The following is a 24365-nucleotide window of genomic DNA, read 5'->3' as shown; positions in this document are numbered from 1 at the left end:
CGCCGCCCACAGATTCCGGTGGCCCGCGGTGAACGGATCCCGCGGGCCACTGGAAGGACCGACCGCCGCGTCCAGCGGCGTCAGTCCACCCGGATGACGACCTTGCCCTGCACGTGCCCGGTCGCGCTGAGCTCGTGCGCCGCGGCGGCGTCCTCCAGCCCGAACACCTGCGCCACCTGGACCGTCACCCGGCCCTGGTCGATGAGCTCGCCGAGCGCCGCGAGGTCGGCCGAGTCCGGTCGCACCCAGAAGTTCGTGCCACCGAGCCGGGACACCTCCGCATCGGCGACCGACCCGAGCCGCACGTCGGCCGTCCCGACCTCGGGCGTCGTCTGCGCGACGCCGCCGCCGACGAAGTCCGCGACGACCTCGACCCCCTCGGGGGCGAGCGCGCGGACGGCGTCGACCATGCCGTCGCCGTACGGGACGGGCTCGGCGCCGAGCTCGCGCACGAAGTCGTGCCGGGCCGGGGACGCGGTCCCGATGACCCGGGCCCCCCAGGCGCGGGCGATCTGGACGGCGAACGTGCCGACGCCGCCCGCCGCGTTGTGGACCAGCACCGTGTCGCCCTCACCCACGTCCAGGCGCCGCAGCGCCTGGTACGCGGTCAGCCCGGCGAGCGGCACCGCGGCGGCCTCCTCGAACGACAGCGACCGCGGCTTGGGTGCGAGCGTGCGCACCGGCGCGGCGACCAGCTCGGCCGTCGTCCCGCCGCCGACGACGTCCTTGCGGACGTACCCGTAGACCTCGTCGCCGACGGCGAGCTCGGGGGTGTCCAGCCCGACCCGCTCGACGACGCCGGCCACGTCCCAGCCGGGGACGACCGGGAAGACGGCGTCCATCAGGCCGTCGAGGTAGCCCTCGCGGACCTTCCAGTCGACCGGGTTGACGGACGTCGCGCGGACCCGGACGAGGACCGAGTCGGGGCCCACCTTGGGGTCGGGCAGCTCCATGAGCTCGAGGACGTCGGGGCCGCCGTAGCGGGAGTAGGCGATGGCTCTCATGCCGGTGGGCAACCCCAGCCGGCGTCCCGCTCTTCCCGCCGCCTCGTGCCGCCCCGCCCCGGAGCGTGCCGTGGTACGCCTGACCGATGACCATCGACGACGCGCTGGACTTCGTCCGCAGCAACGGCCACGCGGTCCTGGCCACCCGCCGCCGCACCGGCGACGCCCAGCAGTCCCCGGTCCTCGTCGTGGCCGACGACGCCGGCCGGCTGCTGATCAGCACGCGGGAGACCGCCGTCAAGACCCGCAACGTCCGGCGGCACCCGCGGGCGTCGGTGTGCGTGCTCTCCGGGCGCTTCTTCGGACCGTGGGTCCAGCTGACCGGCACCGTCGAGGTCGTGTCGCTGCCCCACGCCATGGACCTGCTCGTGGAGTACTACCGGCGAGCGGCCGGCGAGCACGACGACTGGGACGAGTACCGGGCCGCGATGCGACGTGAGCGGCGGTGCGTGCTCGTGCTGACGCCCGAGGAGGCGGGGCCGAGCGTCAGCGGCTGACCGCCGCCGTAGGCTCACCCGGTGCCGTCCTACCGCGTCCTGCTGGTGCCGGGGACGCTGCACCGCGGCACCGACCCGGCCACCGTCCTGCCGGCGGCCACCGACGCGGCGGCCGAGCACACCACCGTGGAGGCCGGCACCGTCGAGGTCGTGCGCGGTCAGCCCCGGATCACCGTCCGCTACGAGGCGCCGGACGACCTCACGGCCGCCCACGTCGGCCGGGCCGTCGTCGCGCGGGTCGGGGAGCTCGTCGTGGTCGAGACGAGCCGGGTCACCCGGCGCTGGGGCAACCGCTGGCACCCGATGCGCTGACCGCGGTGCGCTGACCGCCGAGGCGGCGGCGGCAGGGCCATCCGGGTGACGCGCACCCGCGGCGGCGGCCCGCGGGTGGACGCCGGGTGCGTGCCGGGTTTGACTCCTGCGACCCGGACAGGAGGCGCCGATGGACGACGGACCGCAGTACAGCGACCACGACGCCGCCATCTGGCACACCCGCGCGATGCTGCAGTCGCTGGCGGACGGCCGCCCCGAGACGCTCCCGCACGTGCCGACCACCTTCCCGCCCGGGCTCGGCGCCGTCGACGGCGGCGAGCGGGTCCTCGCGCGCGGCCCGTTCCAGCTGCTCACCTTCCGCCCGATCGGCGACGGCACCGTCCAGTCGGGCGGACGGGGGTTCTTCTTCGCCGCCGGCCGCGGCGGCCTGGCCGCGACCGCGGCGGTCGCCGGCTACCGGGCGCTGGCCGACCGCAACCGGCGGCAGGCCGCCGCCGAGGACGCGGTGCCACGCTGGGTCGTCGACGCGGCGGGGACCGCCTTCGTCTCCACCCACGGCGTCTACCTCGACACGGGCCACGCCCTGCTGCCGTGGGCCTGGCCGCACGTGGACAGCATGGAGCTGGCCGCTCCCGGCGCGGTGCACCTGCGGGGCCGCTCCGAGCAGGGACCGGTGAGCTGGATCATCCGGTCGGACTGGGCCGAGCTCGCCTTCGTGCTGTGGTGCCTCGCGCGGCACCCGGCCCACCCGCAGCTGGCGTCCGGCGGGTGGATCCCGGCCGGCTGGCCCGAGCGTGAGGCCCGGCGTCTCGGGGCGCCGCCCCGGCCCCGGCTCGGCCCGGGGTCGTCCGACGACGCCTGACCTCGCCCGACGACGCGCCCGCCGACGCCCCACCCCGGGCGCCGCCGCCCGGGGCAGCCGCCGCCGGCTACCGCGGGGCGACGACCGCGTGCTGGGCGGCGGAGGCGTCGTCGACGACGCCCGAGTCCAGGTCGCCCTCCTCCAGACCGGCGACGGCGAACGCCAGGACGACCCAGATGGCGATCGCGACCAGGGCGGACACCGCACCGAGCACGATGCCGGTGACCGCGAAGCCCTTGCCGGGCCGGCCCGCGGTCAGCTTGCGCAGGGCGAGGATGCCGAGGACCACGGCGACGATGCCGCCGACGATGGAGACGGCGTTGACCACCGGGACCCAGCAGACCAGCAGGGAGACGATCCCGACCACGAGCGCCGCGACCGCCAGACCGCTGGGCCGTGCCGGTGCCGGGTCCACCGGCCACCCACCGCCCTGCTGGCCGTACCCGGGGGACGCGTCCTGCGACGACCCGTACGCCGAGGACCCGTACGTCGACCCGTACGGGCTCGACCCGGACGGGGTCGCCGAGGAGTCGTCGGACGAGGGGTGCTGCGGATCGGTGTGGCTCATGGGTGACCTCCGGTCGTCGGTGCGCGCCCGCGCACGCCCCACCCTGGCGGCCGGCGGCGGCCGGGTCCAGCCGCCGCCGGTGCGCGCCGGACTACTCGGCGGCGTAGGCGATGTCCAGCTCGCCGTCGGCGTCGATGGTGAGCTGTGGTCGAGCTCGCCGCTGCGGACGGCGTCGCCGATGGCCATCACGAGGACCACCGACACGATGACGGCCACGACCACCGAGACGACCCCGAGCACGATGCCCGTGACCGCCATGCCCTTGCCGGTCACACCGGGGGCGAGCGTGCGCAGGGCGACGATGCCGAGGACGAGGGCGACGATGCCCCCGACGATCGACACGATGTCGACCACGGGGATGGAGCAGACGAGGACTGAGACGATGCCCACGACCCGATCGGATGTCACCCGAACGGTCCAACGTCACAGCGCGCTCACCGCCCCGTCAGGCCGGCCTCACAGCCCCGCGAGCCCCGCGAGGTCGCGTGCCCGGACGAGGACGGCGTCGAGCATCGCCGGGGTCAGCCGGCCCGTGAAGGTGTTCTGCTGGCTGACGTGGAAGCACCCCAGCAGCGTCAGGGTGCGCGCACCCGGACCGGTGAGCGTCACCTCGGCGCCGTGGCCGAAGCGCGGGCGCGGGCGGGGGACCACCCACCCCTGCTCGGCGAGCGTCGCGAGCAGCGCCGTCCAGCCGAACCCGCCGAGCACCACGACGACGTCCGGGTCGACCAGCTCCAGCTCGCGGCCGAGCCACGGCCCGCAGCGGCGACGCTCGTCGGGCCTGGGCAGGTTGGCCGGCGGTGCGCAGCGCACCGGCGCGGTCAGCCGCAGGCCGGTGAGGGTGAGCCCGTCGCCGGCGTGGGTCGACGTCGGCTGGGAGGCGAACCCCGTCCGGTGCAGGGACGCGAACAGGAAGTCCCCGCTGCGGTCGCCGGTGAACATCCGCCCCGTGCGGTTGGCACCGTGCGCGGCGGGCGCCAACCCGACCACGAGGATCCTCGCGCTCGCGTCGCCGAAGCCGGGCGCCGGCCGCGCCCAGTACGTCTCGTCCCGGAACGCGGCCCGCTTGACGACGGCGACCTCCTCGCGCCACGCGACCAGCCGCGGGCACGCGCAGCAGTCCACGACCAGGGCGTCGAGCTCGGCCACCGTGCCCGCGGTCCCGGCCGTGCGCGGGTAGGCGGGGTCCCGGGGGTCGGCGTCGGTCACCCCGTCATGGTGCCGCCCGCGGCCACCGGGCTGCCACGGCAGGCGCGGACGCGCGTCGCCGCCTAGCGTCGGCAGCCTGTCCCCCACCCCGCCCGACACCAGGAGACACCCGTGCCGTACGAGAAGCGTGACCTGACCGGAACCGTCGTGGCCATCACCGGCGCGAGCGCCGGGATCGGACGCTCCACCGCCCTGATGCTCGCCGAGGCGGGCGCCGACGTCGTCCTGGGTGCGCGGCGGACCGAGCGGCTGGACGAGCTCGTCGAGCAGATCGGTCCCGAGCACGCGGTCGCGGTGGCCACCGACGTGCGCGACCCGGAGCAGAACCGCGCGCTGGTGCAGGCGGCGGTCGACCGGTTCGGCAAGCTCGACACGCTCGTCGCCAACGCCGGCATCGGGATGTACGGCGGCATCGAGGACGGCAGCGACGAGGACATCGAGCGGATGCTCCAGGTGAACCTCACCGGCACCGTCTGGTCGGTGCGGGCCGCGGTGCCCGAGCTGCGGCGCGCCGGCGGCGGCGACATCATCATCGTCGCGAGCGTCGCCGGCCTGCGTGGAGACGGCAACGAGGCCGTGTACGCCTCGACGAAGTTCGGCCAGGTGGGGCTGGCCGGCGCGCTGGACCGCGAGCTGCGTGCCGACGGCATCCGGGTCACCGCGCTGTGCCCGGCGGGCGTCACCACGGAGTTCGCGATCGGCGCCGGACGCACCGAGGGCGACCCGGCGCTGGAGGAGTTCCTGCAGCCGGAGGACATCGCGTTCCAGGTGCTGACCTGCCTGCAGCAGCCGCGTCGCCTGCGCAGCACGCTGTGGAGCATCTGGAGCATGGCCCACGACCTGCCCTGACGGCGGGCGCGGGTGGCGGCGCCCGGCGCCCGGCGCCGGGCGCCCCGCCGCGGGCTCGCGCGGCCGGGGCGACGCCTGCCCTCAGCCGGCCGACAGCACGGCGACCAGGAAGTCCGACCCCTCGTCGAACGGGCGCAGGTCCCACGTGGACAGCGCGACGTCGAGCGTCAGGCCGGCCGACCGGGCGTGGGTGAAGAACGCGTCGAACCCCAGTCCGCGGCCGGCGCCGAACCCGATCACGGCCCGGCCACCGGGACGCAGGTGCGCGCGCAGCCGGCGCAGCACCTCGACCTCCGTGCCGGGTGCGAGGAAGGTCAGCACGTTGCCGGCGCAGACGACGACGTCGAACCCCTCGGCCACGTCGCGGGCCGGCAGGTCGAGCTCCGCCAGGTCGCCGACCAGCCACGTCGCGCCCGGGTGGTCCTCCTGCGCGGCGGCGACGAGCACCGGGTCGACGTCGACGCCGACGACCGTGTGCCCGCGTGCCGCGAGCTCGGCTCCCACCCGGCCCGGCCCGCAGCCGGCGTCCAGGACCCGCGACCCGCGCGGCACCATGGCGTCGACCATCCGCGCCTCACCGGCGAGGTCGGCGCCGCGGGCCGCCATCTGGCGGAACCGCTCGACGTACCAGCGGGAGTGGTCCGGGTTGGCCCGGACCTGCTCCTCCCAGCGGGTGGGCCGGCGTGCCTCGGTCACCGGGACTGCAGCGCGTCGAGCGCCACCGCCATCGCGGCGGCCACCCGGCCGTCGAGGCTCGCACCCGGGACCGTGACGACGTAGCGGTCCCGCAGCGAGCGGCGCCGCTGCGAGCTCATCACGACCGCGCCCGTGGTGGTGTCGGTGAAGTCGAAGTGGAAGACGAACGGGGACGGCAGGCTGTCGACGACCGGCAGCATCTCCCATGCCCGGCGCGCCACGGCCACCTTCGCGCTCCGCTCGCGCCCGACGGCGGTGATCCCGGCGGAGGCCAGGTTCCACGTCGAGCGGAGCAGGGACCTGCCGAAGTCCTTGCCGAACTCCCCGATCACGGTGCCGTCCGCGTCGGTGACGTCGTAGGTCGCCCCGAGGTCGATCCGCTGGCGGGCCCGGAACGAGAACACCGGCGTGCGACGGTCCTCGTCGGCGTAGAAGGTGACCTGCTCCTTGAACGCCAGCCGCTTCTGCTGGGCGACCGCGAGCACCTCGCCGACCTCGTCGTCGGGCCCGAGGGCACGGATCTCGTACCGGTTCACCATCATGGTGATCTTCTGCTCGACGGCGAAGCGGTCGATGCCGATGAGGGTCTGCGCGCGCACGGTGCTCCCTGGGTGCTGGTGCTGAGGTGACGGCCGCCCAGCGTGTCATGACGCGCCGTGACCCGCCTCGCCCGCAGGCACCGCCGGGTCTAGTGTCCTGAGTCACACAGCGGTGTCGGTACTGATGATCCACAGGGTGGTGGGCGCATGACCCGGCTCTCGAGCACCGTGACGTCACGCAGGCAGTTCCTGGCCCTCACCGCGGCCGGTTCGGCGTTCGCCCTGGCCGGCTGCGCCACCGCCCAGCCGGTCGCGTCCACGGGCCCGGCGCTGAGCGGTGCCTACAGCGGTCCGCCGGTCACCCTGGAGTACTGGAACGGGTTCACCGGCGGTGACGGTCCGGCGATGCGGCAGCTCGTGGCCGACTTCAACGCCAGCCAGGACCTGGTCACGGTCAAGATGAACGTCGTCCAGTGGGCGCAGTACTACCAGCGCGTCATCGCGGCGGTGCACGCCGGCAAGGGACCCGACGTGGGTGCGATGCACGTGGAGCAGCTCGCCACCCAGGCGGCCCGGCAGACCATCAGCCCGCTCGACGACGTGGTGACCGAGCTCGGCCTGTCCGCGAGCGAGTACCCGGCCCAGGTCTGGGACGCCGGGACCTACGACGGCCGGCGCTACGGCATCCCGCTGGACGTGCACTCCCTCGGGTCGTACGCCAACACCGCGCTGCTGGAGCAGGCCGGGATCACGGACCGCGCGTCGACCGGCGAGGAGCTCCAGCGCAACCTCTCCGCGCTGGTCGCCGCCGGTGTCGAGACGCCGTTCTGGGTGCCCAACCGCTGGCCCGCGCACCTGATCTTCCTGTCGCTGCTGTGGCAGTTCGGCGGCGAGCCGTACGCGCCGGACGGCGGCAGCGCGACCTTCGACAGCGACGCCGGCGTGCAGGCGCTGACCTGGATGACCCAGAACATCGACCAGGGGTTCAGCCCGCCGAACGTCGCGCCGGACTCCCAGTACACCGCCTTCAAGAACGGCGAGGGCGCCGTGACGTGGGACGGCATCTGGCAGATCAACGACCTGCAGGCCACGGCGCCGGACCTGCGGTGGAGCCTGGCGCCGATCCCCACGGTCGGCACGGAGCCGGCGGTGTGGGCCAACTCCCACCAGCTGGTGCTGTTCCGCAGCCGCACCCCGGACGACAACCGCCTGCTGGCCTCGAAGGCGTTCCTGCGGTACCTGACGGACAACTCGGCGGCGTGGGCTGCGGCCGGGATGATCCCGGCCCGCTCCGAGGCGCGCGAGACACCCGAGTTCCGCGCCAGCCCGCAGGCAGCGGTGGCCGACGCCATCCCGTCCATGCGGTTCCTGCCCACCGTCGCCGCCGTCGGGGAGGTCCAGGCGCAGACCCTGGAGACCGCCGTCGCCGACTCCGTGCTCGGCCGCGCCGAGCCCGCCGCCGCGCTGAGCGCGGCTGCAGAGCGTGCCACCGCCCTGATGCAGGGCAACCTGCAGAAGTTCGAGAGGTGACGTGATGTCCTCGACCGGGACAGGGCTGCGCGCCGCAGCCGCAGCAGGGGGCAAGCCCGGCACCGTGGCCGGCAAGGACGTCGCGGCCAGACCTCGCGACACGGCGTCGACCCAGGGCCGGGACACCCGTGACGGCTGGCTGTTCCTGCTGCCCTACCTCGTGCTCTTCACCGTGTTCGTCATCGTCCCGGCGGTCTTCGGGCTGTGGATCAGCCTGCACGACTACGACTACACGCTCCCCGAGAAGCCGTTCGTGGGGCTGGACAACTACACCGGGCTGCTGACCGGTGACTCGCCGTTCGCGGCTCCGTTCTGGAGCGGCATGCAGGCGACCGCGATCTTCACCCTCGCGTCCGTGCCGTTGCTCCTGGTGCTGCCGCTCGCCGTGGCGCTCGCCATGAACCTCAGGTTCCGCGGCCGCAACTTCTTCCGGGCGATGTACTTCGCGCCGTACGTGCTCGGGGTCGCCGTGGTCGCGGTCCTGTGGCGCTACCTGCTCGACACCAACATCGGTCTCGTCAACAGCTACCTGGACGCCGTCGGGCTGTCCGGTGCGATCCCGTGGCTGACCCAGCTGCCGTGGGCCTGGGTCTCGCTGGTCGGCGTGACGCTGTGGTGGACGCTCGGCTTCAACACCGTCATCTACCTCGCCGCGCTGCAGGACATCTCGCCCGAGCTGTACGAGGCGGCCAGGATGGACGGCGCCACGGCCGTGCAGCGGTTCCGCAACGTGACGCTCCCCGGGCTGCGCCCGGTGCTGCTGTTCATCACCAGCGTGACGATCATCGCGTCGGTGAACATGTTCGGTCAGTCGTACCTCATGACGCAGGGCGGGCCCGGTCAGGACACCCGCACGGCGATCTACCAGATCGCCGAGACCGGCCTGACGAGCTTCAACTCGGGCGTCGCCTCGGCGATGTCCCTCATCTTCACGGTCTTCCTGGCGGCGGTCAGCGTCGCCGTCTTCTACGTCTTCCGTGACCGCGACGCCCGCTGAGGCGCAGCGCGACGATCCGCCACCGGGACAGGAGCAGCCATGAGCACGGTCGCGGCGCCACGTACGCCACCCACCCCGCGGACGGCACAGAGCCCGGAGCCGGCGCGACGGGGGACCAGCTCCCGGCGCGTGGTGCTCTACGTGCTGCTCGTCGTCCTGACGCTGGTGTTCATCTCCCCGTTGATCTACATGCTGACGACGTCGTTCAAGACCACGGCGGGGGCCGCCGCGTCGACGCCGCAGTGGATCCCCGACGACCCCACCCTGCAGGCGTACGAGTCGATCCTGGGCACCTCCGGGACGCCCGTCGTGCGCTGGCTGGTCAACAGCCTGCTCGCCGCGACGCTCCAGACGCTCGTGATCCTGGTGACGGCCTCGATGGCCGGCTACGCGCTGGCCCGGGTGGAGTTCCGCGGCAAGAAGATCGTGTTCGGCGTCATCATCGCCACCCTGTTCATCCCGCCGGTCATCCTGCTGATCCCGAACTACCTGATCGTGGGCCGGCTGGGCTGGCTCGACACCCTGGCCGCGGTGGTGCTGCCCGGGGCGGCGGGCGCGTTCGGGGTGTTCTTCCTGCGTCAGTTCTTCCTGGGCCTGCCCAAGGAGCTCGAGGAGGCCGCCTTCATCGACGGGGCGACCCGCTGGCGCACGTTCCGCCAGATCATCCTGCCGCTGTCCCGGCCGGCCCTGGTGACGCTGGCGATGCTGTCGTTCCTGACGAACTGGAACGACTTCCTGTGGCCCGTGTACGTGCTGTTCTCGCCGGAGAACCAGACCCTGCCCGCGGGGCTGTCGACCCTGCAGAACGCGAACGCCGTCCGGTACGACCTGCTCATGGCCGGGGCCGTGATCGCCAGCGCCCCCGTGCTGCTGCTGTACGTCGCGGCCCAGCGGTACATCGTCGAGGGCGTCGGCCGGGCCGGTCTCAAGGGCTGACCCGGCGGCCGCTACCGGGTGGGCGTCACCTGGGCGCCGGTGGCCCCGCGGCTGACGCGGTAGGCCGCCACGGCCGCCGCGACGTCGTCGTCGAGCAGGTCGGAGTTGAGCGCCACGCCCGCCGCGTAGCCCTGCCCGGCGGCCACGACCACCTGGGCGGTGGGGTCCGCGACGTTGCCCGCGACCCAGACCCCGGGCACGGAGGTGCGACCGGTCGCGTCGACCTCGGGCACGTCCGTGACCGGCCCGTCCCAGAACTGCGCGCCGACGTCGCGCAGCAGCGCGTCGTGCAGCCGGGTGCCGGTCGCCGCCCCGACGAACAGCACCTCGAACCGCACCAGCGTGCCGTCGACGAGCCGGGCACCGGCGAGCCGGTCGTCCTCCACGACCAGCCGGGCCACCTCGCCGTCGACCACCCGGATGTCCCGCGCCGCGAGCTCCTCCTGCTCGCGCGGGCCGGGCGGGGCCAGCCGGTGACGCAGCAGCACCACGTCGGACGACCACTGCCGGACCACCTGGGCGTAGTGCACCGAGACGTCGCCACGGCCGAGCACCGCGACCGGGCGGTCCCGGACCTCGTACCCGTGGCAGTACGGGCAGTGCAGGACGTCGCGTCCCCACCGCTCCGCGACGCCGTCCACCGACGGCAGCGCGTCGCCGAGCCCGGTCGCCACGAGCACCCGGCGGGCGGTCAGGCGGTCGCCGTCGGCCAGGGTGGCCACCAGCACGTCGCCGTCGTGGTGCAGCCCCACCACCTCGCCGTCACGCAGCTCGACGCCGTACCGCGCGACCTCCTCCCTCCCGATGGCCAGCAGCTCGGTGGGCGGGGTGCCGTCGCGGGACAGGAAGCCCTGCATGCTGCCGGCCGCGGCGTTGCGCGGTCGTCCCAGGTCGACGACGACGACACTGCGTCGGGCCCGGCCCAGGACGAGGGCGGCGCTCAGCCCGGCCGGGCCCGCCCCGACGATCAGCACGTCCGCGGTGGTCATCCGTCCACGGTGCGGCCAACCGGTGCGCCGGACAACCGCAGGCCCACGTCGGGGCGGGGGGCGCGGCACCGGGTCGCGGCGACCTGCGTGCCCGCCGAGACATGCCGGGGGGACGCCGCTAGGGTCGGCGCGGGGCGAGGGGGCCGTCCCCGTCCGTGCCGGGCCGGGCCCGGCCGAGCCGTGACGCCGGAACGAGGACCCGATGTCGAAGACCGCGCCGACGCAGCCGTCGCCCCGCGCCCGCGAGCAGTGGTCCGGTCAGCGGGGCTTCATCCTCGCCGCGATCGGCTCCGCGGTCGGCCTGGGCAACATCTGGCGGTTCCCGGGCGTCGCGTACGAGAACGGCGGCGGCGCCTTCCTCGTCCCGTACCTGGTCGCGCTGCTCACCGCCGGCATCCCCGTGCTGCTGCTCGACTACTCGATCGGCCACCGCTTCCGCGGCTCGGCACCGGCCGCGCTGCGCCGCCTGGCGGGCCGCGGCGGGGAGACGCTGGGCTGGTTCCAGGTCGCGATCAGCTTCGCGATCATCCTGTACTACACGGTCATCATCGCCTGGTCGGCGAGCTACCTGGTGTTCTCCGTGACCCAGGCGTGGGGCGACGACACCCAGGCCTTCCTGTACGGGGAGTACCTGCAGCTGGCGGACGCCCCCGGGGTGAGCGCGGACGTGGTGCCGTCGGTCCTGATCCCCCTGCTGCTGGTCTGGGTGGTCGTGCTCGCGATCCTGGCGCTCGGCGTCCAGAAGGGCCTCGAGCGGGCGAACCTGGTGTTCCTGCCGGTGCTGGTCGTGCTGTTCGTGACCCTGGTGGTCCGGGCGCTGTTCCTCGACGGCGCGGTCGACGGCCTCAACGCGTTCTTCACCCCCGACTGGTCGGCGCTGGCCGACCCCGGCGTGTGGGTGTCCGCGTACGGGCAGATCTTCTTCTCGCTGTCCATCGCGTTCGGGATCATGATCACGTACTCGTCCTACCTGCGGCGGCGGTCCAACCTGACCTCCACCGGGCTGGTGGTCGGCTTCGCGAACTCCTCCTTCGAGATCCTCGCCGGGATCGGCGTCTTCGCCGCGCTGGGGTTCATGGCGGCGCAGAGCGGGACCACGGTCGCCGAGCTGGAGGGCATCGCCGGCGTCTCGCTCGCGTTCATCGCCTTCCCGCAGATCATCTCGATGATGCCCGGCGGCCCGATCTTCGGGGTGCTGTTCTTCGGGTCCCTGACGCTCGCGGGCCTGACGTCCCTGCTGTCGATCCTGCAGGTCGTCTCGGCGGCCTTCCAGGAGAAGTTCGGCCTGACGGCGCGCCAGGGTGCGCTGCGCATCGGCGCGGTGGCGGCGCTGCTCTCCGTCGCGCTGTTCTCCACCCGGACGGCGCTGTACGTGCTCGACACCGTGGACAAGTACGTCAACGAGGTGGGTGTGCTGACGTCGGCCGTGCTCACGGCGGTGGTCGCCACCTGGGTCGTCCGGCGGCTGCCCGAGCTGCAGGCCCACCTCAACGCCGTGTCGTCCCTGCGGGTCGGGACCTGGTGGCGGGTGCTGATCGGCCTGGTGGTCCCCGTGGTGCTGGGCTACATCCTCGTCTCCGGCGCCGTCACGCTGATCCAGGACGGCTACGAGGGCTACCCCCGGTGGTTCACCAACGGCTTCGGCTGGGGCGTGGTGGTCCTGCTGCCGATCGCCGCGGTCGCGCTGACCTCCCTGCGGTGGCGGCACGACGTGGACGGCTTCACCCCCGACACCCTGCCGGGCGTGGCCGCCCGCCGCTCACGGACGGAGGCCCGGCGATGACCCCGGTGGCCCTGCTGTTCCTGGTGATCTCGATCGTGGTCGTGTGGGGCGGTCTCGTCGCGAGCATCCTGCACCTGCGCGCCCACCCGGCCGACGACGGCGCCGACCCGGGCGTCGACGTCACCGGCGAGGCCGGCCAGCCGGGCCAGCCGGGCGTGGACGGCACCGCGACCCGTCCCTGACCGCCGGACCGGCAGCAGGACGCGCGGCTCGGCCCGGTCCAGCCCGTGCGCCCGGTCCCGGCGGGGACGACGACGCCCCCGGTCCGTGGGACCGGGGGCGTCGGGTGCTGGCTCGGCAGCGGTGGGCCGGCGGCAGGCCGGCGGCGCGGGTCAGCTCGCGGCGAGGATGTCCACCACGAAGACGAGGGTCGACCCGGCCGGGATCGCGCCCTGGTCGGTGTCGCCGTAGCCGAGGGCCGGCGGGATCACCAGGAGCACCTGGCTGCCGACCTTCTGGCCGACGAGCCCCTGGTCCCAGCCCTGGATGACCTGGCCGGCGCCGATCGTCGTCGTGAAGGGAGAGCCCTTCTCCCACGAGGAGTCGAACGGCGTGCCGTCCCAGAGCCAGCCGCTGTACTGGAAGGTGACGCTCTGGCCGGACGTGACCTCCGGACCGGTGCCCTCGATCAGCGGCTGCACGACGAGCTCCGTCGGCGGCTCGGCGTCGACGGGGTCGATGCTCGGGGCGCCGTCGTCGGCGAGGGTGACGGTCGGCAGGCCCGGAGCCGGGGTGATGGCGGTGCCCTCCGCACGCGTCGGGATGGTCTTGGCGTCGGCGACCTCGATCGCCATGATCGTCGACCCCTCGGCGCCGGGCGCCGCGAACAGCAGGCGCGCGCCGACCTTCTGGCCCATGAGCGCCTCGGTCAGCGTGCCGAACACCTGGGGGTCGCCGAGCGTGAGCTGGGCCGGGGCGGTGCCGTACGTCGAGCCGATGGTGCTGCCGTCGGTCCCCGACACCTGGACGAAGTTCATGGAGAGCATCTGGCCCTCCTCGAGCGGTGCTCCGGTGCCCTCGGTCACCACGCGGGCGACCGGAGCGCTCACCTCGAACGGCTGGTCGAAGGTGAGGGTCGGCTCGGCGCCGGCGTCGCCCTCGACGGTCACGGCCTCGAGGGCGGCGACGTCCTCCGGGGTGGGGCCCTCGGGTGCGGTGGCGGTGGTGTCGTCGCTCGCGCTCGGCGACGGCGTCGAGGTGTCACCCGCCTCCGAGCCGGCGCAGCCGGTCAGGAGCAGCAGGGACGCCACGGCGGCGGACACCGTGGCGGTAGCGAGTCGGCGCAAAGGTCTGGCCCTTCGGTCTGGGGTGGGGCCGGTCCCCGGGATGGGACGCGCGCGATCGCGGTTGCGGGTCCGGCTGTGGTTCCACGGTACGCCCCGAACCTGGACGTCCGCTGGGAGCGTCCGCTCCCGTCCGGTCGGACCCGCTCCGGTGGTGAGCCGCCTCACATGGCGGTACCACTGACCCATGAGCGACCAGACCACCCCGCAGGACCCGACGGAGCAGTACCACGACGGCGAGCACCCGGCGGAGAAGATCGCCCACCCCGGCCTGACGTCCGACATGCCGCAGGACCCGGACCACGGCGAGGAGAGCTACCGCGGGTTCGGGCGGCTGGAGGGCAAGCGTGCCCTGATCACCGGCGGCGACTCCGGCATCGGCCGCGCGGTGGCGATCGCCTTCGCCCGCGAGGGCGCCGACGTCGCGATCTCCTACCTCCCGGACGAGGAGGAGGACGCTCAGGTCACCGCGGGGTTCGTGCGGGACGCCGGACGCAAGGCCGTCACCATCCCCGGTGACATCCGCGAGGAGTCGCACTGCGTCGAGCTCGTGGAGACCACGGTGCGCGAGCTCGGCGGTCTGGACACGCTGGTGAACAACGCCGCCTACCAGATGGCGCAGCCCGACAGCCTGCTCGGCATCTCGACCGAGCAGCTGGACCGGGTGTTCAAGACGAACCTGTACGCGATGTTCTGGATCACCAAGGCGGCGCTGGCGCACCTGCAGCCGGGGTCCACCATCATCAACACGACCTCGATCCAGGCCTACGACCCCAGCCCGGCGCTGCTCGACTACGCCACCACGAAGGCGGGCATCCTCAACTTCACGCGCGGGCTGTCCCAGCAGCTCGCCGAGCAGGGTATCCGGGTCAACGCGGTGGCCCCCGGGCCGATCTGGACCCCGCTGATCCCGGCGACCATGCCCGAGTCCAAGGTCGAGTCGTTCGGCACCGACACCCCGATGGGCCGGGCCGGCCAGCCCGCCGAGCTCGCCCCGCTGTACGTGTTCTTCGCCTCGCAGGAGTCGAGCTACGTCACCGGGGACGTCCTCGGTGCCACGGGCGGCGAGCTGCTGTCCTGACCGTGCCGACACCCCCTCAGACCGCCCCGCCGGGTGGTGCCTCGGGCATCACCCGGCGGGCGCGCTTCGCCGTCGTCGGCAGCGGCTACCGGGCGCAGTTCTTCAACCGCCTCGCCCACGTGCTGCCCGACCGCTTCACCGTCACCGGCGTGGTCAGCCGCCGTGCCGAACCCGGTGGCGACGTGGAGCGCACCTGGGACGTCCCGGCGTACCGGACCGTCGCCGAGGCGCTCGCGGCCGACCGGCCGGACTTCGTCCTCGTCTCCGTCCCCTGGGACGTCGCCCCGGGGGTGATCCGCGAGCTCGTGGCGGCCGACGTGCCGGTGCTCGTCGAGACGCCGCCCGCGCCCGACGTCGCCGGGCTGCGCTCGCTGTGGGCCGACGTCGGCGCGTCCGGCCTCGTGCAGGTCGCCGAGCACAGCCCCCGGATGCCCGCGCACGCCGCCCGCATCACGCTGGCCCGTCGTGGGGTGCTGGGGGTGCCGACGTCCGTGCAGGTGTCCTCGACGCACGAGTACCACGCGGTGTCCCTGATCCGGGCGATGCTCGGTGCGGGGTTCGACCCGGTCACGGTGCACGCGCGGACGTTCTCCGCGCCGCTGGTGAGCCCGCTCAGCCGCGCCGGCTGGACCGACGACGACGAGCCGCACGCGGCCACCACGACCCTGGCCACGCTGGATCTCGGCGGCGGGCGCAGCGCGCTGTACGACTTCACCGACAACCAGTCCCGCAACCGGCTGCGGGTCAACCGCCTCGTGCTGCGCGGCAGCCACGGGGAGATGGTCGACGACCGGCTCATGCGGATGACGGGGCCCCGCACGATCGTCGAGTCGCACCTCGTGCGGCGGCAGACCGGCGTCGAGCAGGACCTGCCCGGCTTCGACCTCGAGCACCTGAGCCTGGACGGCGAGGTGCTCTACCGGAACCCGTTCGAGGGTGCCCGGCTCGGCGACGACGACATCGCCGGCGCCTCGCTGCTCGCCGGCACCGCGGCGTGGGTCGCGGGCGACGCGCCGCCGCCGTACCCGCTCGCGGAAGGCTGCCAGGACCACCTCGTCGGGCGCGCGATCGTGGAGTCCGCCCGCACCGGCGAGGTGGTGCGGACCGGGGTCGAGCCGTGGGCCGGCCCGGTGCGCTGACCGCTCGTCGCGTCGAGATGCCGCCCCGGCCGGCCGGTGGGACCGTGGCGCCATGACGCGATTCGGGTACACGTTGATGACCGAGCAGAGCAGCCCCAAGGACCTCGTGCGGTACGCGGTGGGTGCCGAGCGGCAGGGCTTCGACTTCGAGGTGTCCAGCGACCACTACTTCCCGTGGCTCGACGCCCAGGGCCATGCCGGCTACGCCTGGTCGATGCTCGGCGCCGTCGCGCACGCCACCGAGCGGGTCGAGCTCATGACGTACGTGACCTGCCCGACGGTCCGGTACCACCCGGCCGTCGTGGCGCAGAAGGCGGCCACGCTGGGTGTCCTGTCGGACAACCGCTTCATCCTCGGGCTGGGCGCGGGGGAGAACCTCAACGAGCACGTCGTCGGGGAGCGCTGGCCCGCGGTCGGTGAGCGTCACGACATGCTCGAGGAGGCGATCGAGATCCTCCGTGAGCTGCTCGCGGGCGAGCGGCTGACCTTCGACGGCAACCACTTCCGCGTGGACTCGGCGAAGATCTGGGACCTGCCGGACGAGAAGGTGCAGATCGGCGTGGCCGTCTCCGGCCCGCAGTCCATCTCCCGGTTCTCCCCGTGGGCGGACCACCTCATCGCGGTGGAGCCCGACGGCGACGCGATCGAGCACTGGGACGCCGAGCGCGCGAAGGCCGACCTGGCGCCCGGGCGCAAGATCGGGCAGATCCCGATCTCGTGGGACACCGACGCCGACGCCGCCCTGGAGCGCGCGCACGAGCAGTTCCGCTGGTTCGCCGGCGGCTGGAAGGTCAACGCCGACCTGCCGACGACCGAGGCCTTCGACGCCGCGAGCCAGTTCGTGCGGCCCGACGACGTCGCCGGGCAGATCGCGTGCGGGCCGGACCTGGACGCGATCGTGGAGACGGTCAGGCCGTACTGGGAGGCCGGCTTCACCGACATCGCGCTGGTCCAGGTCGGCGACGAGAAGCAGCAGGAGTTCCTCGACACCGCCGCCGGGCCCCTGCTGGAGCGGCTGCGCGCGGCGGCTCCCGCGAGCTGACGGTCCCCACGCCGGCTGCCCCACCGGGCAGCCGGCCGGGGTCGGCCACCGGCCGTCCCCGGCGTGCCGGCGAGGTCAGCCCTCGCCGGCGCCGTCCGTCGCCGGGCCGGACGACGACCGGTCGTCCGGTCGGTGCGCCACCTCGAACCACACCGTCTTCACGCCGTCCGGCGTGCTCGGCGGCTCGGTGCCCCACCGGGTGGCGAGGTCGTCGACGAACTTGATCCCGCGGCCGCCCGGCTCGCTCGGCTCGGGGTCCTTGAGGATCGGCAGCTCGCGAGCGCGATCCTCGACCTCGACGCGGGTCGCCTCGTCGGTCACGTCGATGCGCAGCAGCAGCGGCGGCGCGGCGTGCTCGACGGCGTTCGTCACCACCTCGCTGACCAGCAGCACGAGCAGGTCCCGGACCGCGGGCTCCACGCCCGCCGCGTCGAACTTCTCCCGTGCCCAGCGCCGTGCGGGCGCGACCGACGACAGCTCCGCGTCGATGGATCGCTGGTCCGGCATGGCAGTCCCCCTTCCGGCCCCGGGTGTCCGAGCGGCCGGATCCACCGTCCGCCATGGCGCTGGGCACGGCAACTCGCCGGACGGGTCCGTCGGCAGCGTCTGGGAGGATCGGGCCCATGCCTGACACGTCTGCGCACCGCTCCGCCCGGGTCTCACCGGGCGGTCGCCGGACCCCGAAGGACCTGCGGCGCTGGCGTCAGTACCTCGCCGACGAGCGCGCCGAGGCGGCCGTCTACCGCGACCTCGCCGGTCGCCGCACCGGTGAGGAGCGCGCCATCCTGCTCGCGCTCGCCGAGGCGGAGGGACGCCACGCCGCCCACTGGCTCGACCTGCTCGGGCCCGACGTCGGCCGTCCCCGCCGGGGTGACTGGCGCACGCGCACCCTGGCCCTGCTCGCCCGCCGGTTCGGCTCGGTCTTCGTCCTGGCCCTGGCCCAACGGGCCGAGGCGCGGTCGGACTACGCGACCGAGGCGGATGCGACGCCGACCATGGCGGCCGACGAGCGCATCCACGAGGAGGTCGTCCGAGGCCTGGCCACGCGCGGGCGCAACCGCATGTCCGGCACCTTCCGCGCAGCGGTCTTCGGGGCGAACGACGGCCTGGTGAGCAACCTCGCGCTCGTGCTGGGCATCGGCGCGAGCGGCGTGGCGCAGGCCACCGTCCTGCTCACCGGGATCGCCGGGCTGCTGGCCGGAGCGTTGTCGATGGCGGCCGGGGAGTTCGTGTCGGTGCGGTCCCAGCGCGAGCTGCTGGCCGCATCCACCCCCGACCCCCGCGCGCGCGAGGTGCTGCCGCACCTCGATGTGGACGCGAACGAGCTCGCCCTGGTCTACCGCGCCCGCGGGATGAGCCCCGACGCCGCCGCCGAGCATGCCCGCGAGGTGCTGGCCGGCCTCGACACGCCACCCGGTGCCGACGAGCGGCCGGCGACCGGCGGCACGCCACCGGCGGGGGCCGCGCCCGTCTCCGCGTCGGCGGGCGCCCCCGACGTCGACGAGCACGAGGCCGTCGGCTCCGCCCTGGGGGCTGCGGGGTCGAGCTTCTGCTTCTTCGCCTCGGGCGCCCTGGTGCCGGTGCTCCCGTACCTGCTCGGGCTCGACGGTCTCGCCGCCGTGCTGGTCGCCTGCGCCCTGGTCGGGCTCGCGCTGCTGGCCACGGGCGCGACGGTCGGCGTGCTCTCCGGCGGGCCGCCGCTGCGCCGCGCCGGCCGCCAGCTGCTGATCGGCTTCGGCGCGGCGGGCATCACGTACGTGCTCGGTCTGGCGTTCGGCACGACGCTGGCCTGAGCATGCGGGCCCCGCAGCCGCGCGGTAGACCTGAGGCATGACCTCCACCTCCGATGGCGACCGCTCGTCCGCGTCCGGCTCCGACGGCGCCGGGCCCGGCGCCGTGCTGTTCGACATCGACGGCTCGCTGGTCGACTCCAACTTCCTGCACGTGCATGCCTGGGCGCTGGCCTGCACCGCCGCCGGCCACCCGGTGGACTCCTGGCGCATCCACCGGGCCATCGGGATGGGGTCCTCGCTGCTGCTCGCCGACCTGCTCGGCGACGACGTCGACCGGATCGGCGAGGAGGTCAAGGACGGCCACAGCGAGCGGTACGCCGAGATGGCCGACCAGCTGCGCGCCTTCGACGGCGCCCGCGAGCTCGTCCGGGCGGTCTCGGACCGGGGCGCGGTCACGGTGCTGGCGACGTCGGCGGTCCCGGAGGAGCTCGAGCGGCTGCGGGCGGTCCTGGACCTGGACGAGGTGATCGACGCGATCACCGCCGCCGAGGACGTCGAGTCGGCCAAGCCGGAGCCCGAGCTCGTCCAGGTCGCGCTCGACAAGGCCGGCGTCGGCGCCGACCGGGCGGTCTTCGTCGGCGACTCCGTGTGGGACGTGCAGGCGGCCGTCCGCGCGGACGTGCCGTGCGTGGGCCTGCTGACCGGCGGCACGAGCGCCGCCGAGCTCACCGACGCGGGCGCCGTCGCGGTGTACGACGACGTCTCCCACCTGCTGCGCGAGCTCGACGACAGCCCGCTGGCGGCGACGTGGGGCGGCAAGGCTCCCAGCGCCGACCGCACCGACGACCGCGCCGCCGGGGCGGTCGGCGGCTAGCCTCGTCGCGGCGCGGGCCGGGCCCGCGGAGGACCGACGAGGAGGCGACGGATGGGATCGAAGGCGGCATTCATCGTGGGCGCGGGCGTGGGCTACGTGCTCGGCACCCGGGCGGGCCGGCAGCGGTTCGAGACCCTGCAGGGGTGGGCGGCCACGGCGTGGCGGAGCCCGCAGGTCCAGGCGGGCGTCACCGAGCTGAAGGGCAAGGCGGCCGACCTGGCACGGTCGGAGAGCGCCGCGCTCAAGGGGCGCGTCGTGGAGAGCGTGCGGACCGCCGTCGGGTCGTCCCGCGGGCTGGCGCCGTCGTCGCCGGTCGAGGCCTACCCGGTCGACCCGGGTGCGCCCGTGCCGCCGGTCGCGGCCGCGGCCGACGAGTCGCCGTCCGGCAGCGCCTGACGGTCCGCCGCGGCGTCGCCGAGCCGGCCGCTCGCGACGGCGGCGCCGCCGGTCGGGTCCGCGGGCTCGTCCGTCGCCGTGGTCGTGACGCGGCCCTGGCCGCTCGACGGCCCACCGGGGACGACGTCGACCACGGTGGGCTCGGTGGCCGGCTGCGCCTCGCGACCGGCGCTGTCCGCGCGCAGGATCCCGGCCGCCAGCAGGGTCACCAGGACGGCCGACGACGCGGCGACGACCACCACGGTGAAGCCGCCGTGCGCGCCGCTGCGGTCGACCAGCCCGCCCGCGACCGAGGAGCCGACCGACACCCCGACGCCCAGCGCGGTCGCGACCCAGGTCAGGCCCTCGGTGAGCTGCGCCGGGGTGACCAGCTGCTGCACCAGGCCGTTGCCGTTGATGAGGGCCGGCGCGATGGCGAAGCCGGTGACGAACATGACGGCGGCCAGCATCGGGATGCTCGTGACGGTCAGGAACAGCGACGCGCCGACGGCCAGCGCGACGACGCTGACGACGAACCGTCGCCACAGCGGGCTGACCCAGTGCCGGGCGCCGTACCCGAGCCCGGCGATCAGCGACCCCATCGCGAACGCGGCCAGCACGAACCCGGCCGCCCCCTTCGACCCGCGCTCCTCGGCGAACGCGACCGTCGAGACGTCCGTGGCGCCGAAGATCGCCCCGACCGCCACGAACACCAGCGCCAGGACCACCATCCCGCGCGCCCGCATCACCGCCCGACCGGGCGGGGAGTCCCCACCGTCCCGCTGCACCGGTCGGGCCGGTGGCTCGGTCGCGCGCAGCCCGAGGAACAGGTAGCCACCCACCACGGCAGCGACGATCGGCACCACGAGGCCGGCCGCCGGGGCCACGGACGTGGCCAGCACCGTGGCCAGCACCGGGCCGACCACGAACACGACCTCGTCCAGGGCGGACTCCAGCGAGTACGCGGTGTGCACCTGACGAGGATCGTCCAGCACGTACGACCAGCGGGCGCGGACCAGCGCGCCGAAAGAGCCCGCGGGGGCGCCGGCGAGCACCGCGGTGACGTACAGCCACCCCGGGTGCGCACCGCCGACGGCGACCAGGACCAGGGCGACCAGTCCCAGGGTCGCGACGGCGATGGCCGGCCGCATCACCCGGGCCTGGCCGTGGCGGTCCACCAGGCGCGCGATCCGCGGCCCGCAGACGGCGTTGGCGATGACGTAGACGGCCGAGACGCGCCCGGCCAGCGCGTAGGAGCCGGTCAACGCCGAGATCATCAGCACGATGCCGATGCCCACCATCGAGATGGGCAGGCGGGCGACGAGCCCCGTCACGGAGAAGGCCAGTGCCCCCGGTCGTGACAGGACCTCACGGTAGGGGCGCAGCACCCCAGGAGTGTCCCACCCGCGGGGCGCGGCGAAGGCGCACCCCGGGCGGGCGTCCGCCGTCCGCCGCTGCGGGTCGCGCCCACCGGGTGCAGGATCGACCCATGGACAACGTCACGGTCGTGGACCGTCCGGAGAGCTCACGGTTCGAGGCGCTCGGCGCCGACGGGGAGGTGGTCGGCTTCATCGACTACCGCCCGGCGCAGCACACCGGGGAGGACTCCTCCGCCGCCGACCTCGAGCTCGTGCACACCGAGGTCGACCCGGGCGAGGAGGGGCACGGCGTCGGCACCCAGCTGGTGCGCGAGGCCCTGGACCAGCTGCGGGCCTCGGGCCGCGGGGTGATGCCGCTGTGCGCGTTCGTCTCGGCCTTCATCAGCGACCACCCCGAGTACCAGGACCTGGTCCGCACCGAGGCCGGCCGCGGCCAGGGCGGCTGACCAACCCCACCCCCGCACTCCCGCACCCCCGCACCCACCCCGCACTCACCCCGCCGCACCCCCTCCCCGCCGAGTGCGACGTCGTGGACCGGTCGCGTCCCGCGAACGGTGGACGACGTCACACTCGACCTCTTGCCGGGGCAGCCGCCGCACCCGCCCCGGTCGCGGTCGGCGCGTGGCGAGCGGGGGCGAGGCGTCAGCCCAGGGCGTTGGCGACGACGTCCTTGGCCTCGCTCTGGACCCGCTCGAGGTGCTCGGCCGAGACGAACGACTCGGCGTAGATCTTGTAGACGTTCTCCGTGCCGGACGGGCGAGCCGCGAACCACGCGTTCTCGGTCGTCACCTTCAGCCCGCCGATCGCGGCGCCGTTGCCCGGGGCCGCCGTCAGCTTGGCGGTGATCTCCTCACCGGCCAGCTCGGTGGCGCTGACCTGCTCGGGCGAGAGCTTGCCCAGCGTGGCCTTCTCCTCGAGCGTGGCGGGTGCGTCGACCCGCGCGTACCAGGACTCGCCGAACTCCCCGACGAGCTCCGCGTGGTGCTGCGACGGCGTCCTGCCGGTCCGTGCGGTGATCTCCGAGGCGAGCAGCGCGAGCAGGATCCCGTCCTTGTCGGTGGTCCACACCGTGCCGTCGTGGCGCAGGAACGACGCCCCGGCGGACTCCTCCCCGCCGAAGCCCACCGAGCCGTCGAGCAGCCCCGGCACGAACCACTTGAAGCCCACCGGGACCTCCAGCAGCGTCCGGCCGGTCGCTGCCGCGACCCGGTCGATGAGCGCCGAGGACACGAGCGTCTTGCCGATCGCCGCGTCGGGTGACCACTGCGGGCGGGCGCCGGAGTACAGGTACCGGATCGCCACCGCGAGGTAGTGGTTCGGGTTCATCAGCCCGGCGTCCGGGGTGACGATGCCGTGCCGGTCGGAGTCCGCGTCGTTGCCGGTCGCGATGTCGTACGGCGGACGGCCGCCCGCGCCGCCGGCCATCACCCCCACCAGGGACGCCATGGCGGACGGCGAGGAGCAGTCCATCCGGATCTTGCCGTCCCAGTCCAGGGTCATGAAGGACCAGCGCGGGTCGACCTCGGCGTTGACGACGGTCAGGTCCAGCCCGTGGCGCTCGGCGATGGCCGCCCAGTACTCGACCGCGGCACCACCCAGCGGGTCGGCGCCGATCCGTACACCCGCTTCGCGGATGGCGGCGAGGTCCAGCACGTTGGGCAGGTCGTCGACGTACGCGGAGAGGAAGTCGTGCCGGCGGGTGGTGTCCGCGGCCAGCGCCGTCTCGACGCCGACCCGCGGAACGCCGCCCACCCCGGCGCGCAGCAGCTCGTTGGCGCGGGCCGCGATCCACCCCGTCGCGTCCGAGCCCGCCGGCCCGCCGTGCGGCGGGTTGTACTTGAAGCCGCCGTCGCGCGGGGGGTTGTGCGACGGCGTCACCACGATGCCGTCCGCGAGCCCCGGTCCGCTCGTGCGGACCCCCTGGGACGTGGCCGCGCCGTTGTGCAGCAGGATCGCGTGCGACACCGCCGGGGTCGGCGTCCAGGAGTCGCGCGCGTCCACGTGCACCTCCACGCCGGCCGCCGCGAGCACCTCCAGCGCGGTGCGCCACGCGGGCTCGGACAGCGCGTGCGTGTCGCGGCCGATGAACAGCGGCCCGTCGGTGCCCTGGGAGCGCCGGTACTCCACGATCGCGGCGGTCGTCGCGATGATGTGCGCCTCGTTGAACGCGCCGTCCAGGCTCGACCCGCGATGGCCGGAGGTCCCGAACACGACCTGCTGGGCGACGTCGTCCAGGTCGGGGACGCGGTCGTAGTAGGCGCTCACGACGGCATCGACGTCGATGAGGTCCTCGGGCTGGGCGGGGGTTCCGGCGCGCGGGTGCATGGCGCCGATCCTTGCACCGGGCGGCCCGGGCGGCACGGGTTCGCCCGCACTAGCCTGGCCCGATGTTCCCGCCCTCCGTGCCCTCCGTGCAGGTGACCGACCTCGACCCCGCCCAGCCCGTCCCGCCGGGCTCGGTGCTGGTGGACGTGCGCGAGCAGGACGAGTGGGACGCCGGCCACGCCCCGGACGCCGTCCACATCCCGCTCGGCGAGCTGCCGGACCGCGTCGACGAGCTCCCGGACGACCGCCGGCTGCTCGTGGTGTGCCACGCCGGCGGTCGCTCCGCGCGGGCCACGGCCTGGCTCGTGCAGGGTGGCCGGGACGCCGTCAACGTCGACGGCGGCATGGTGGACTGGTCACGCGCTGGACTGCCGGTCGTCTGACGGGCCACCGCCCACCGGC

27 protein-coding genes are annotated in these 24365 nt (G+C 74.4%); 17 read left to right on the top strand and 10 right to left on the bottom strand.

What is annotated here, in order from left to right; translation table 11 throughout:
• Positions 1-80 precede the first annotated feature (80 nt).
• Positions 81-1004 carry an NADP-dependent oxidoreductase gene (locus tag Q0840_RS08545; protein WP_298458753.1) on the bottom strand — a complete coding sequence of 308 codons (924 nt, stop codon included), beginning with the start codon at positions 1002-1004 and terminating at the stop codon, positions 81-83.
• 86 nt (positions 1005-1090) lie between these two features.
• Here Q0840_RS08545 and Q0840_RS08540 point away from each other — a divergent pair, with 86 nt between their 5' ends.
• The 3 genes from Q0840_RS08540 (at position 1091) to Q0840_RS08530 (ending at position 2636) form a co-directional block, all read left to right on the top strand.
• On the top strand, positions 1091-1501 hold the full coding sequence (locus tag Q0840_RS08540) for a PPOX class F420-dependent oxidoreductase (RefSeq protein ID WP_298458751.1): 411 nt from the start codon (positions 1091-1093) through the stop codon (positions 1499-1501).
• Between the two features lie 21 nt (positions 1502-1522).
• Positions 1523-1813 (top strand): hypothetical protein, encoded by a 291-nt coding sequence (locus tag Q0840_RS08535; protein ID WP_298458748.1) that lies wholly within the window; start codon positions 1523-1525, stop codon positions 1811-1813.
• A gap of 130 nt (positions 1814-1943) precedes the next feature.
• Positions 1944-2636 (top strand): hypothetical protein, encoded by a 693-nt coding sequence (locus tag Q0840_RS08530; RefSeq protein ID WP_298458746.1) that lies wholly within the window; start codon positions 1944-1946, stop codon positions 2634-2636.
• A gap of 67 nt (positions 2637-2703) precedes the next feature.
• Here Q0840_RS08530 and Q0840_RS08525 read toward each other — a convergent pair whose 3' ends face one another.
• Positions 2704-3594, bottom strand: a complete 891-nt coding sequence (locus Q0840_RS08525; RefSeq protein ID WP_298458743.1) for a DUF4190 domain-containing protein — start codon at positions 3592-3594, stop codon at positions 2704-2706.
• A gap of 66 nt (positions 3595-3660) precedes the next feature.
• On the bottom strand, positions 3661-4413 hold the full coding sequence (locus Q0840_RS08520) for a uracil-DNA glycosylase (protein WP_298458741.1): 753 nt from the start codon (positions 4411-4413) through the stop codon (positions 3661-3663).
• Positions 4414-4524: 111 nt separating this feature from the next.
• Between Q0840_RS08520 and Q0840_RS08515 the strand changes: the two genes are divergently transcribed.
• Entirely contained in the window at positions 4525-5262 is a 738-nt protein-coding gene (locus tag Q0840_RS08515) for an SDR family oxidoreductase (RefSeq protein WP_298458736.1), read from the top strand.
• Between the two features lie 81 nt (positions 5263-5343).
• Here the strand turns inward: Q0840_RS08515 and Q0840_RS08510 are convergent, their stop codons facing one another.
• Both Q0840_RS08510 and Q0840_RS08505 read right to left on the bottom strand, forming a co-directional pair.
• The gene (locus Q0840_RS08510) at positions 5344-5958 is read right to left on the bottom strand and encodes a bifunctional 2-polyprenyl-6-hydroxyphenol methylase/3-demethylubiquinol 3-O-methyltransferase UbiG (protein WP_298458733.1); all 615 of its coding nucleotides are present in this window, start codon (positions 5956-5958) and stop codon (positions 5344-5346) included.
• A complete protein-coding gene (locus Q0840_RS08505; RefSeq protein ID WP_298458730.1) occupies positions 5955-6557 on the bottom strand; it encodes a hypothetical protein in 603 nt (200 codons plus the stop codon). The genes Q0840_RS08510 and Q0840_RS08505 overlap by 4 nt, the downstream gene beginning before the upstream one ends.
• A 147-nt stretch (positions 6558-6704) precedes the next feature.
• Between Q0840_RS08505 and Q0840_RS08500 the strand changes: the two genes are divergently transcribed.
• From Q0840_RS08500 to Q0840_RS08490, 3 genes are read left to right on the top strand one after another with little or no spacing between them, the layout of a single operon-like run.
• Positions 6705-8027: an extracellular solute-binding protein gene (locus tag Q0840_RS08500; protein WP_298458729.1), complete on the top strand. Its 1323-nt coding sequence runs from the start codon at positions 6705-6707 to the stop codon at positions 8025-8027.
• 4 nt (positions 8028-8031) lie between these two features.
• Positions 8032-9024 (top strand): carbohydrate ABC transporter permease, encoded by a 993-nt coding sequence (locus Q0840_RS08495; RefSeq protein WP_298458727.1) that lies wholly within the window; start codon positions 8032-8034, stop codon positions 9022-9024.
• A 39-nt stretch (positions 9025-9063) separates the two neighbouring features.
• On the top strand, positions 9064-9960 hold the full coding sequence (locus Q0840_RS08490; RefSeq protein ID WP_298458725.1) for a carbohydrate ABC transporter permease: 897 nt from the start codon (positions 9064-9066) through the stop codon (positions 9958-9960).
• An 11-nt stretch (positions 9961-9971) separates the two neighbouring features.
• Here Q0840_RS08490 and Q0840_RS08485 read toward each other — a convergent pair whose 3' ends face one another.
• Complete coding sequence (locus Q0840_RS08485; protein WP_298458722.1) at positions 9972-10949, bottom strand: NAD(P)/FAD-dependent oxidoreductase; 978 nt, start codon at positions 10947-10949, stop codon at positions 9972-9974.
• 202 nt (positions 10950-11151) lie between these two features.
• Between Q0840_RS08485 and Q0840_RS08480 the strand changes: the two genes are divergently transcribed.
• Positions 11152-12732: a sodium-dependent transporter gene (locus tag Q0840_RS08480; RefSeq protein ID WP_298458719.1), complete on the top strand. Its 1581-nt coding sequence runs from the start codon at positions 11152-11154 to the stop codon at positions 12730-12732.
• Positions 12729-12914: a methionine/alanine import family NSS transporter small subunit gene (locus tag Q0840_RS08475; RefSeq protein WP_298458717.1), complete on the top strand. Its 186-nt coding sequence runs from the start codon at positions 12729-12731 to the stop codon at positions 12912-12914. The genes Q0840_RS08480 and Q0840_RS08475 overlap by 4 nt, the downstream gene beginning before the upstream one ends.
• A gap of 150 nt (positions 12915-13064) precedes the next feature.
• Here Q0840_RS08475 and Q0840_RS08470 read toward each other — a convergent pair whose 3' ends face one another.
• On the bottom strand, positions 13065-13994 hold the full coding sequence (locus Q0840_RS08470) for an FKBP-type peptidyl-prolyl cis-trans isomerase (RefSeq protein ID WP_298458714.1): 930 nt from the start codon (positions 13992-13994) through the stop codon (positions 13065-13067).
• Positions 13995-14202: 208 nt separating this feature from the next.
• Here Q0840_RS08470 and Q0840_RS08465 point away from each other — a divergent pair, with 208 nt between their 5' ends.
• Genes Q0840_RS08465 through Q0840_RS08455 form a run of 3 tightly spaced genes read left to right on the top strand, consistent with a single transcriptional unit; the run spans position 14203 to position 17277 of the window.
• Entirely contained in the window at positions 14203-15096 is an 894-nt protein-coding gene (locus tag Q0840_RS08465; RefSeq protein WP_298458711.1) for an SDR family oxidoreductase, read from the top strand.
• A 2-nt stretch (positions 15097-15098) separates the two neighbouring features.
• Positions 15099-16235: a Gfo/Idh/MocA family protein gene (locus tag Q0840_RS08460; RefSeq protein WP_298458707.1), complete on the top strand. Its 1137-nt coding sequence runs from the start codon at positions 15099-15101 to the stop codon at positions 16233-16235.
• Between the two features lie 52 nt (positions 16236-16287).
• On the top strand, positions 16288-17277 hold the full coding sequence (locus Q0840_RS08455; RefSeq protein ID WP_298458704.1) for a TIGR03557 family F420-dependent LLM class oxidoreductase: 990 nt from the start codon (positions 16288-16290) through the stop codon (positions 17275-17277).
• Positions 17278-17352: 75 nt separating this feature from the next.
• Here Q0840_RS08455 and Q0840_RS08450 read toward each other — a convergent pair whose 3' ends face one another.
• Positions 17353-17784, bottom strand: a complete 432-nt coding sequence (locus Q0840_RS08450; protein WP_298458701.1) for an ATP-binding protein — start codon at positions 17782-17784, stop codon at positions 17353-17355.
• Between the two features lie 116 nt (positions 17785-17900).
• Between Q0840_RS08450 and Q0840_RS08445 the strand changes: the two genes are divergently transcribed.
• Genes Q0840_RS08445 through Q0840_RS08435 form a run of 3 tightly spaced genes read left to right on the top strand, consistent with a single transcriptional unit; the run spans position 17901 to position 20280 of the window.
• Positions 17901-19070 (top strand): VIT1/CCC1 transporter family protein, encoded by a 1170-nt coding sequence (locus tag Q0840_RS08445; RefSeq protein WP_298458698.1) that lies wholly within the window; start codon positions 17901-17903, stop codon positions 19068-19070.
• Positions 19071-19107: 37 nt separating this feature from the next.
• On the top strand, positions 19108-19884 hold the full coding sequence (locus Q0840_RS08440; protein ID WP_298458696.1) for an HAD family hydrolase: 777 nt from the start codon (positions 19108-19110) through the stop codon (positions 19882-19884).
• A 51-nt stretch (positions 19885-19935) separates the two neighbouring features.
• Positions 19936-20280, top strand: a complete 345-nt coding sequence (locus tag Q0840_RS08435) for a YtxH domain-containing protein (RefSeq protein ID WP_298458693.1) — start codon at positions 19936-19938, stop codon at positions 20278-20280.
• Here Q0840_RS08435 and Q0840_RS08430 read toward each other — a convergent pair.
• Positions 20205-21647 carry an MFS transporter gene (locus Q0840_RS08430; protein ID WP_298458690.1) on the bottom strand — a complete coding sequence of 481 codons (1443 nt, stop codon included), beginning with the start codon at positions 21645-21647 and terminating at the stop codon, positions 20205-20207. The genes Q0840_RS08435 and Q0840_RS08430 overlap by 76 nt on opposite strands.
• A gap of 101 nt (positions 21648-21748) precedes the next feature.
• Here Q0840_RS08430 and Q0840_RS08425 point away from each other — a divergent pair, with 101 nt between their 5' ends.
• Positions 21749-22084: a GNAT family N-acetyltransferase gene (locus tag Q0840_RS08425; RefSeq protein WP_298458687.1), complete on the top strand. Its 336-nt coding sequence runs from the start codon at positions 21749-21751 to the stop codon at positions 22082-22084.
• A 196-nt stretch (positions 22085-22280) separates the two neighbouring features.
• Here the strand turns inward: Q0840_RS08425 and pgm are convergent, their stop codons facing one another.
• Entirely contained in the window at positions 22281-23963 is a 1683-nt protein-coding gene (gene pgm / locus Q0840_RS08420) for a phosphoglucomutase (alpha-D-glucose-1,6-bisphosphate-dependent) (RefSeq protein ID WP_298458684.1), read from the bottom strand.
• Between the two features lie 62 nt (positions 23964-24025).
• On the opposite strand from pgm, the gene Q0840_RS08415 reads away from it, so the two are divergent.
• Positions 24026-24346 carry a rhodanese-like domain-containing protein gene (locus Q0840_RS08415; protein WP_298458681.1) on the top strand — a complete coding sequence of 107 codons (321 nt, stop codon included), beginning with the start codon at positions 24026-24028 and terminating at the stop codon, positions 24344-24346.
• Positions 24347-24365 lie beyond the last annotated feature (19 nt).

The organism is uncultured Cellulomonas sp., assembly GCF_947494015.1.
Taxonomy (GTDB): Bacteria; Actinomycetota; Actinomycetes; order Actinomycetales; family Cellulomonadaceae; genus Pengzhenrongella.
Note: the sequence above shows the minus strand (reverse complement) of the source record. Positions and strands in the feature narration are given on the sequence as shown.

Bases quoted from the DNA above. Each gene is read 5' to 3' on its own strand.
- Q0840_RS08435 (WP_298458693.1), top strand. From the start codon at position 19,936: ATGGGATCGAAGGCGGCATTCATCGTGGGCGCGGGCGTGGGCTACGTG.
- Q0840_RS08485 (WP_298458722.1), bottom strand. From the start codon at position 10,949: ATGACCACCGCGGACGTGCTGATCGTCGGGGCGGGCCCGGCCGGGCTG.
- Q0840_RS08480 (WP_298458719.1), top strand. From the start codon at position 11,152: ATGTCGAAGACCGCGCCGACGCAGCCGTCGCCCCGCGCCCGCGAGCAG.
- Q0840_RS08450 (WP_298458701.1), bottom strand. From the start codon at position 17,784: ATGCCGGACCAGCGATCCATCGACGCGGAGCTGTCGTCGGTCGCGCCC.
- Q0840_RS08530 (WP_298458746.1), top strand. From the start codon at position 1,944: ATGGACGACGGACCGCAGTACAGCGACCACGACGCCGCCATCTGGCAC.
- Q0840_RS08495 (WP_298458727.1), top strand. From the start codon at position 8,032: ATGTCCTCGACCGGGACAGGGCTGCGCGCCGCAGCCGCAGCAGGGGGC.
- Q0840_RS08540 (WP_298458751.1), top strand. From the start codon at position 1,091: ATGACCATCGACGACGCGCTGGACTTCGTCCGCAGCAACGGCCACGCG.
- Q0840_RS08475 (WP_298458717.1), top strand. From the start codon at position 12,729: ATGACCCCGGTGGCCCTGCTGTTCCTGGTGATCTCGATCGTGGTCGTG.
- Q0840_RS08440 (WP_298458696.1), top strand. From the start codon at position 19,108: ATGACCTCCACCTCCGATGGCGACCGCTCGTCCGCGTCCGGCTCCGAC.
- Q0840_RS08445 (WP_298458698.1), top strand. From the start codon at position 17,901: ATGCCTGACACGTCTGCGCACCGCTCCGCCCGGGTCTCACCGGGCGGT.
- Q0840_RS08465 (WP_298458711.1), top strand. From the start codon at position 14,203: ATGAGCGACCAGACCACCCCGCAGGACCCGACGGAGCAGTACCACGAC.
- Q0840_RS08415 (WP_298458681.1), top strand. From the start codon at position 24,026: ATGTTCCCGCCCTCCGTGCCCTCCGTGCAGGTGACCGACCTCGACCCC.
- Q0840_RS08545 (WP_298458753.1), bottom strand. From the start codon at position 1,004: ATGAGAGCCATCGCCTACTCCCGCTACGGCGGCCCCGACGTCCTCGAG.
- pgm (WP_298458684.1), bottom strand. From the start codon at position 23,963: ATGCACCCGCGCGCCGGAACCCCCGCCCAGCCCGAGGACCTCATCGAC.
- Q0840_RS08425 (WP_298458687.1), top strand. From the start codon at position 21,749: ATGGACAACGTCACGGTCGTGGACCGTCCGGAGAGCTCACGGTTCGAG.
- Q0840_RS08455 (WP_298458704.1), top strand. From the start codon at position 16,288: ATGACGCGATTCGGGTACACGTTGATGACCGAGCAGAGCAGCCCCAAG.
- Q0840_RS08500 (WP_298458729.1), top strand. From the start codon at position 6,705: ATGACCCGGCTCTCGAGCACCGTGACGTCACGCAGGCAGTTCCTGGCC.
- Q0840_RS08490 (WP_298458725.1), top strand. From the start codon at position 9,064: ATGAGCACGGTCGCGGCGCCACGTACGCCACCCACCCCGCGGACGGCA.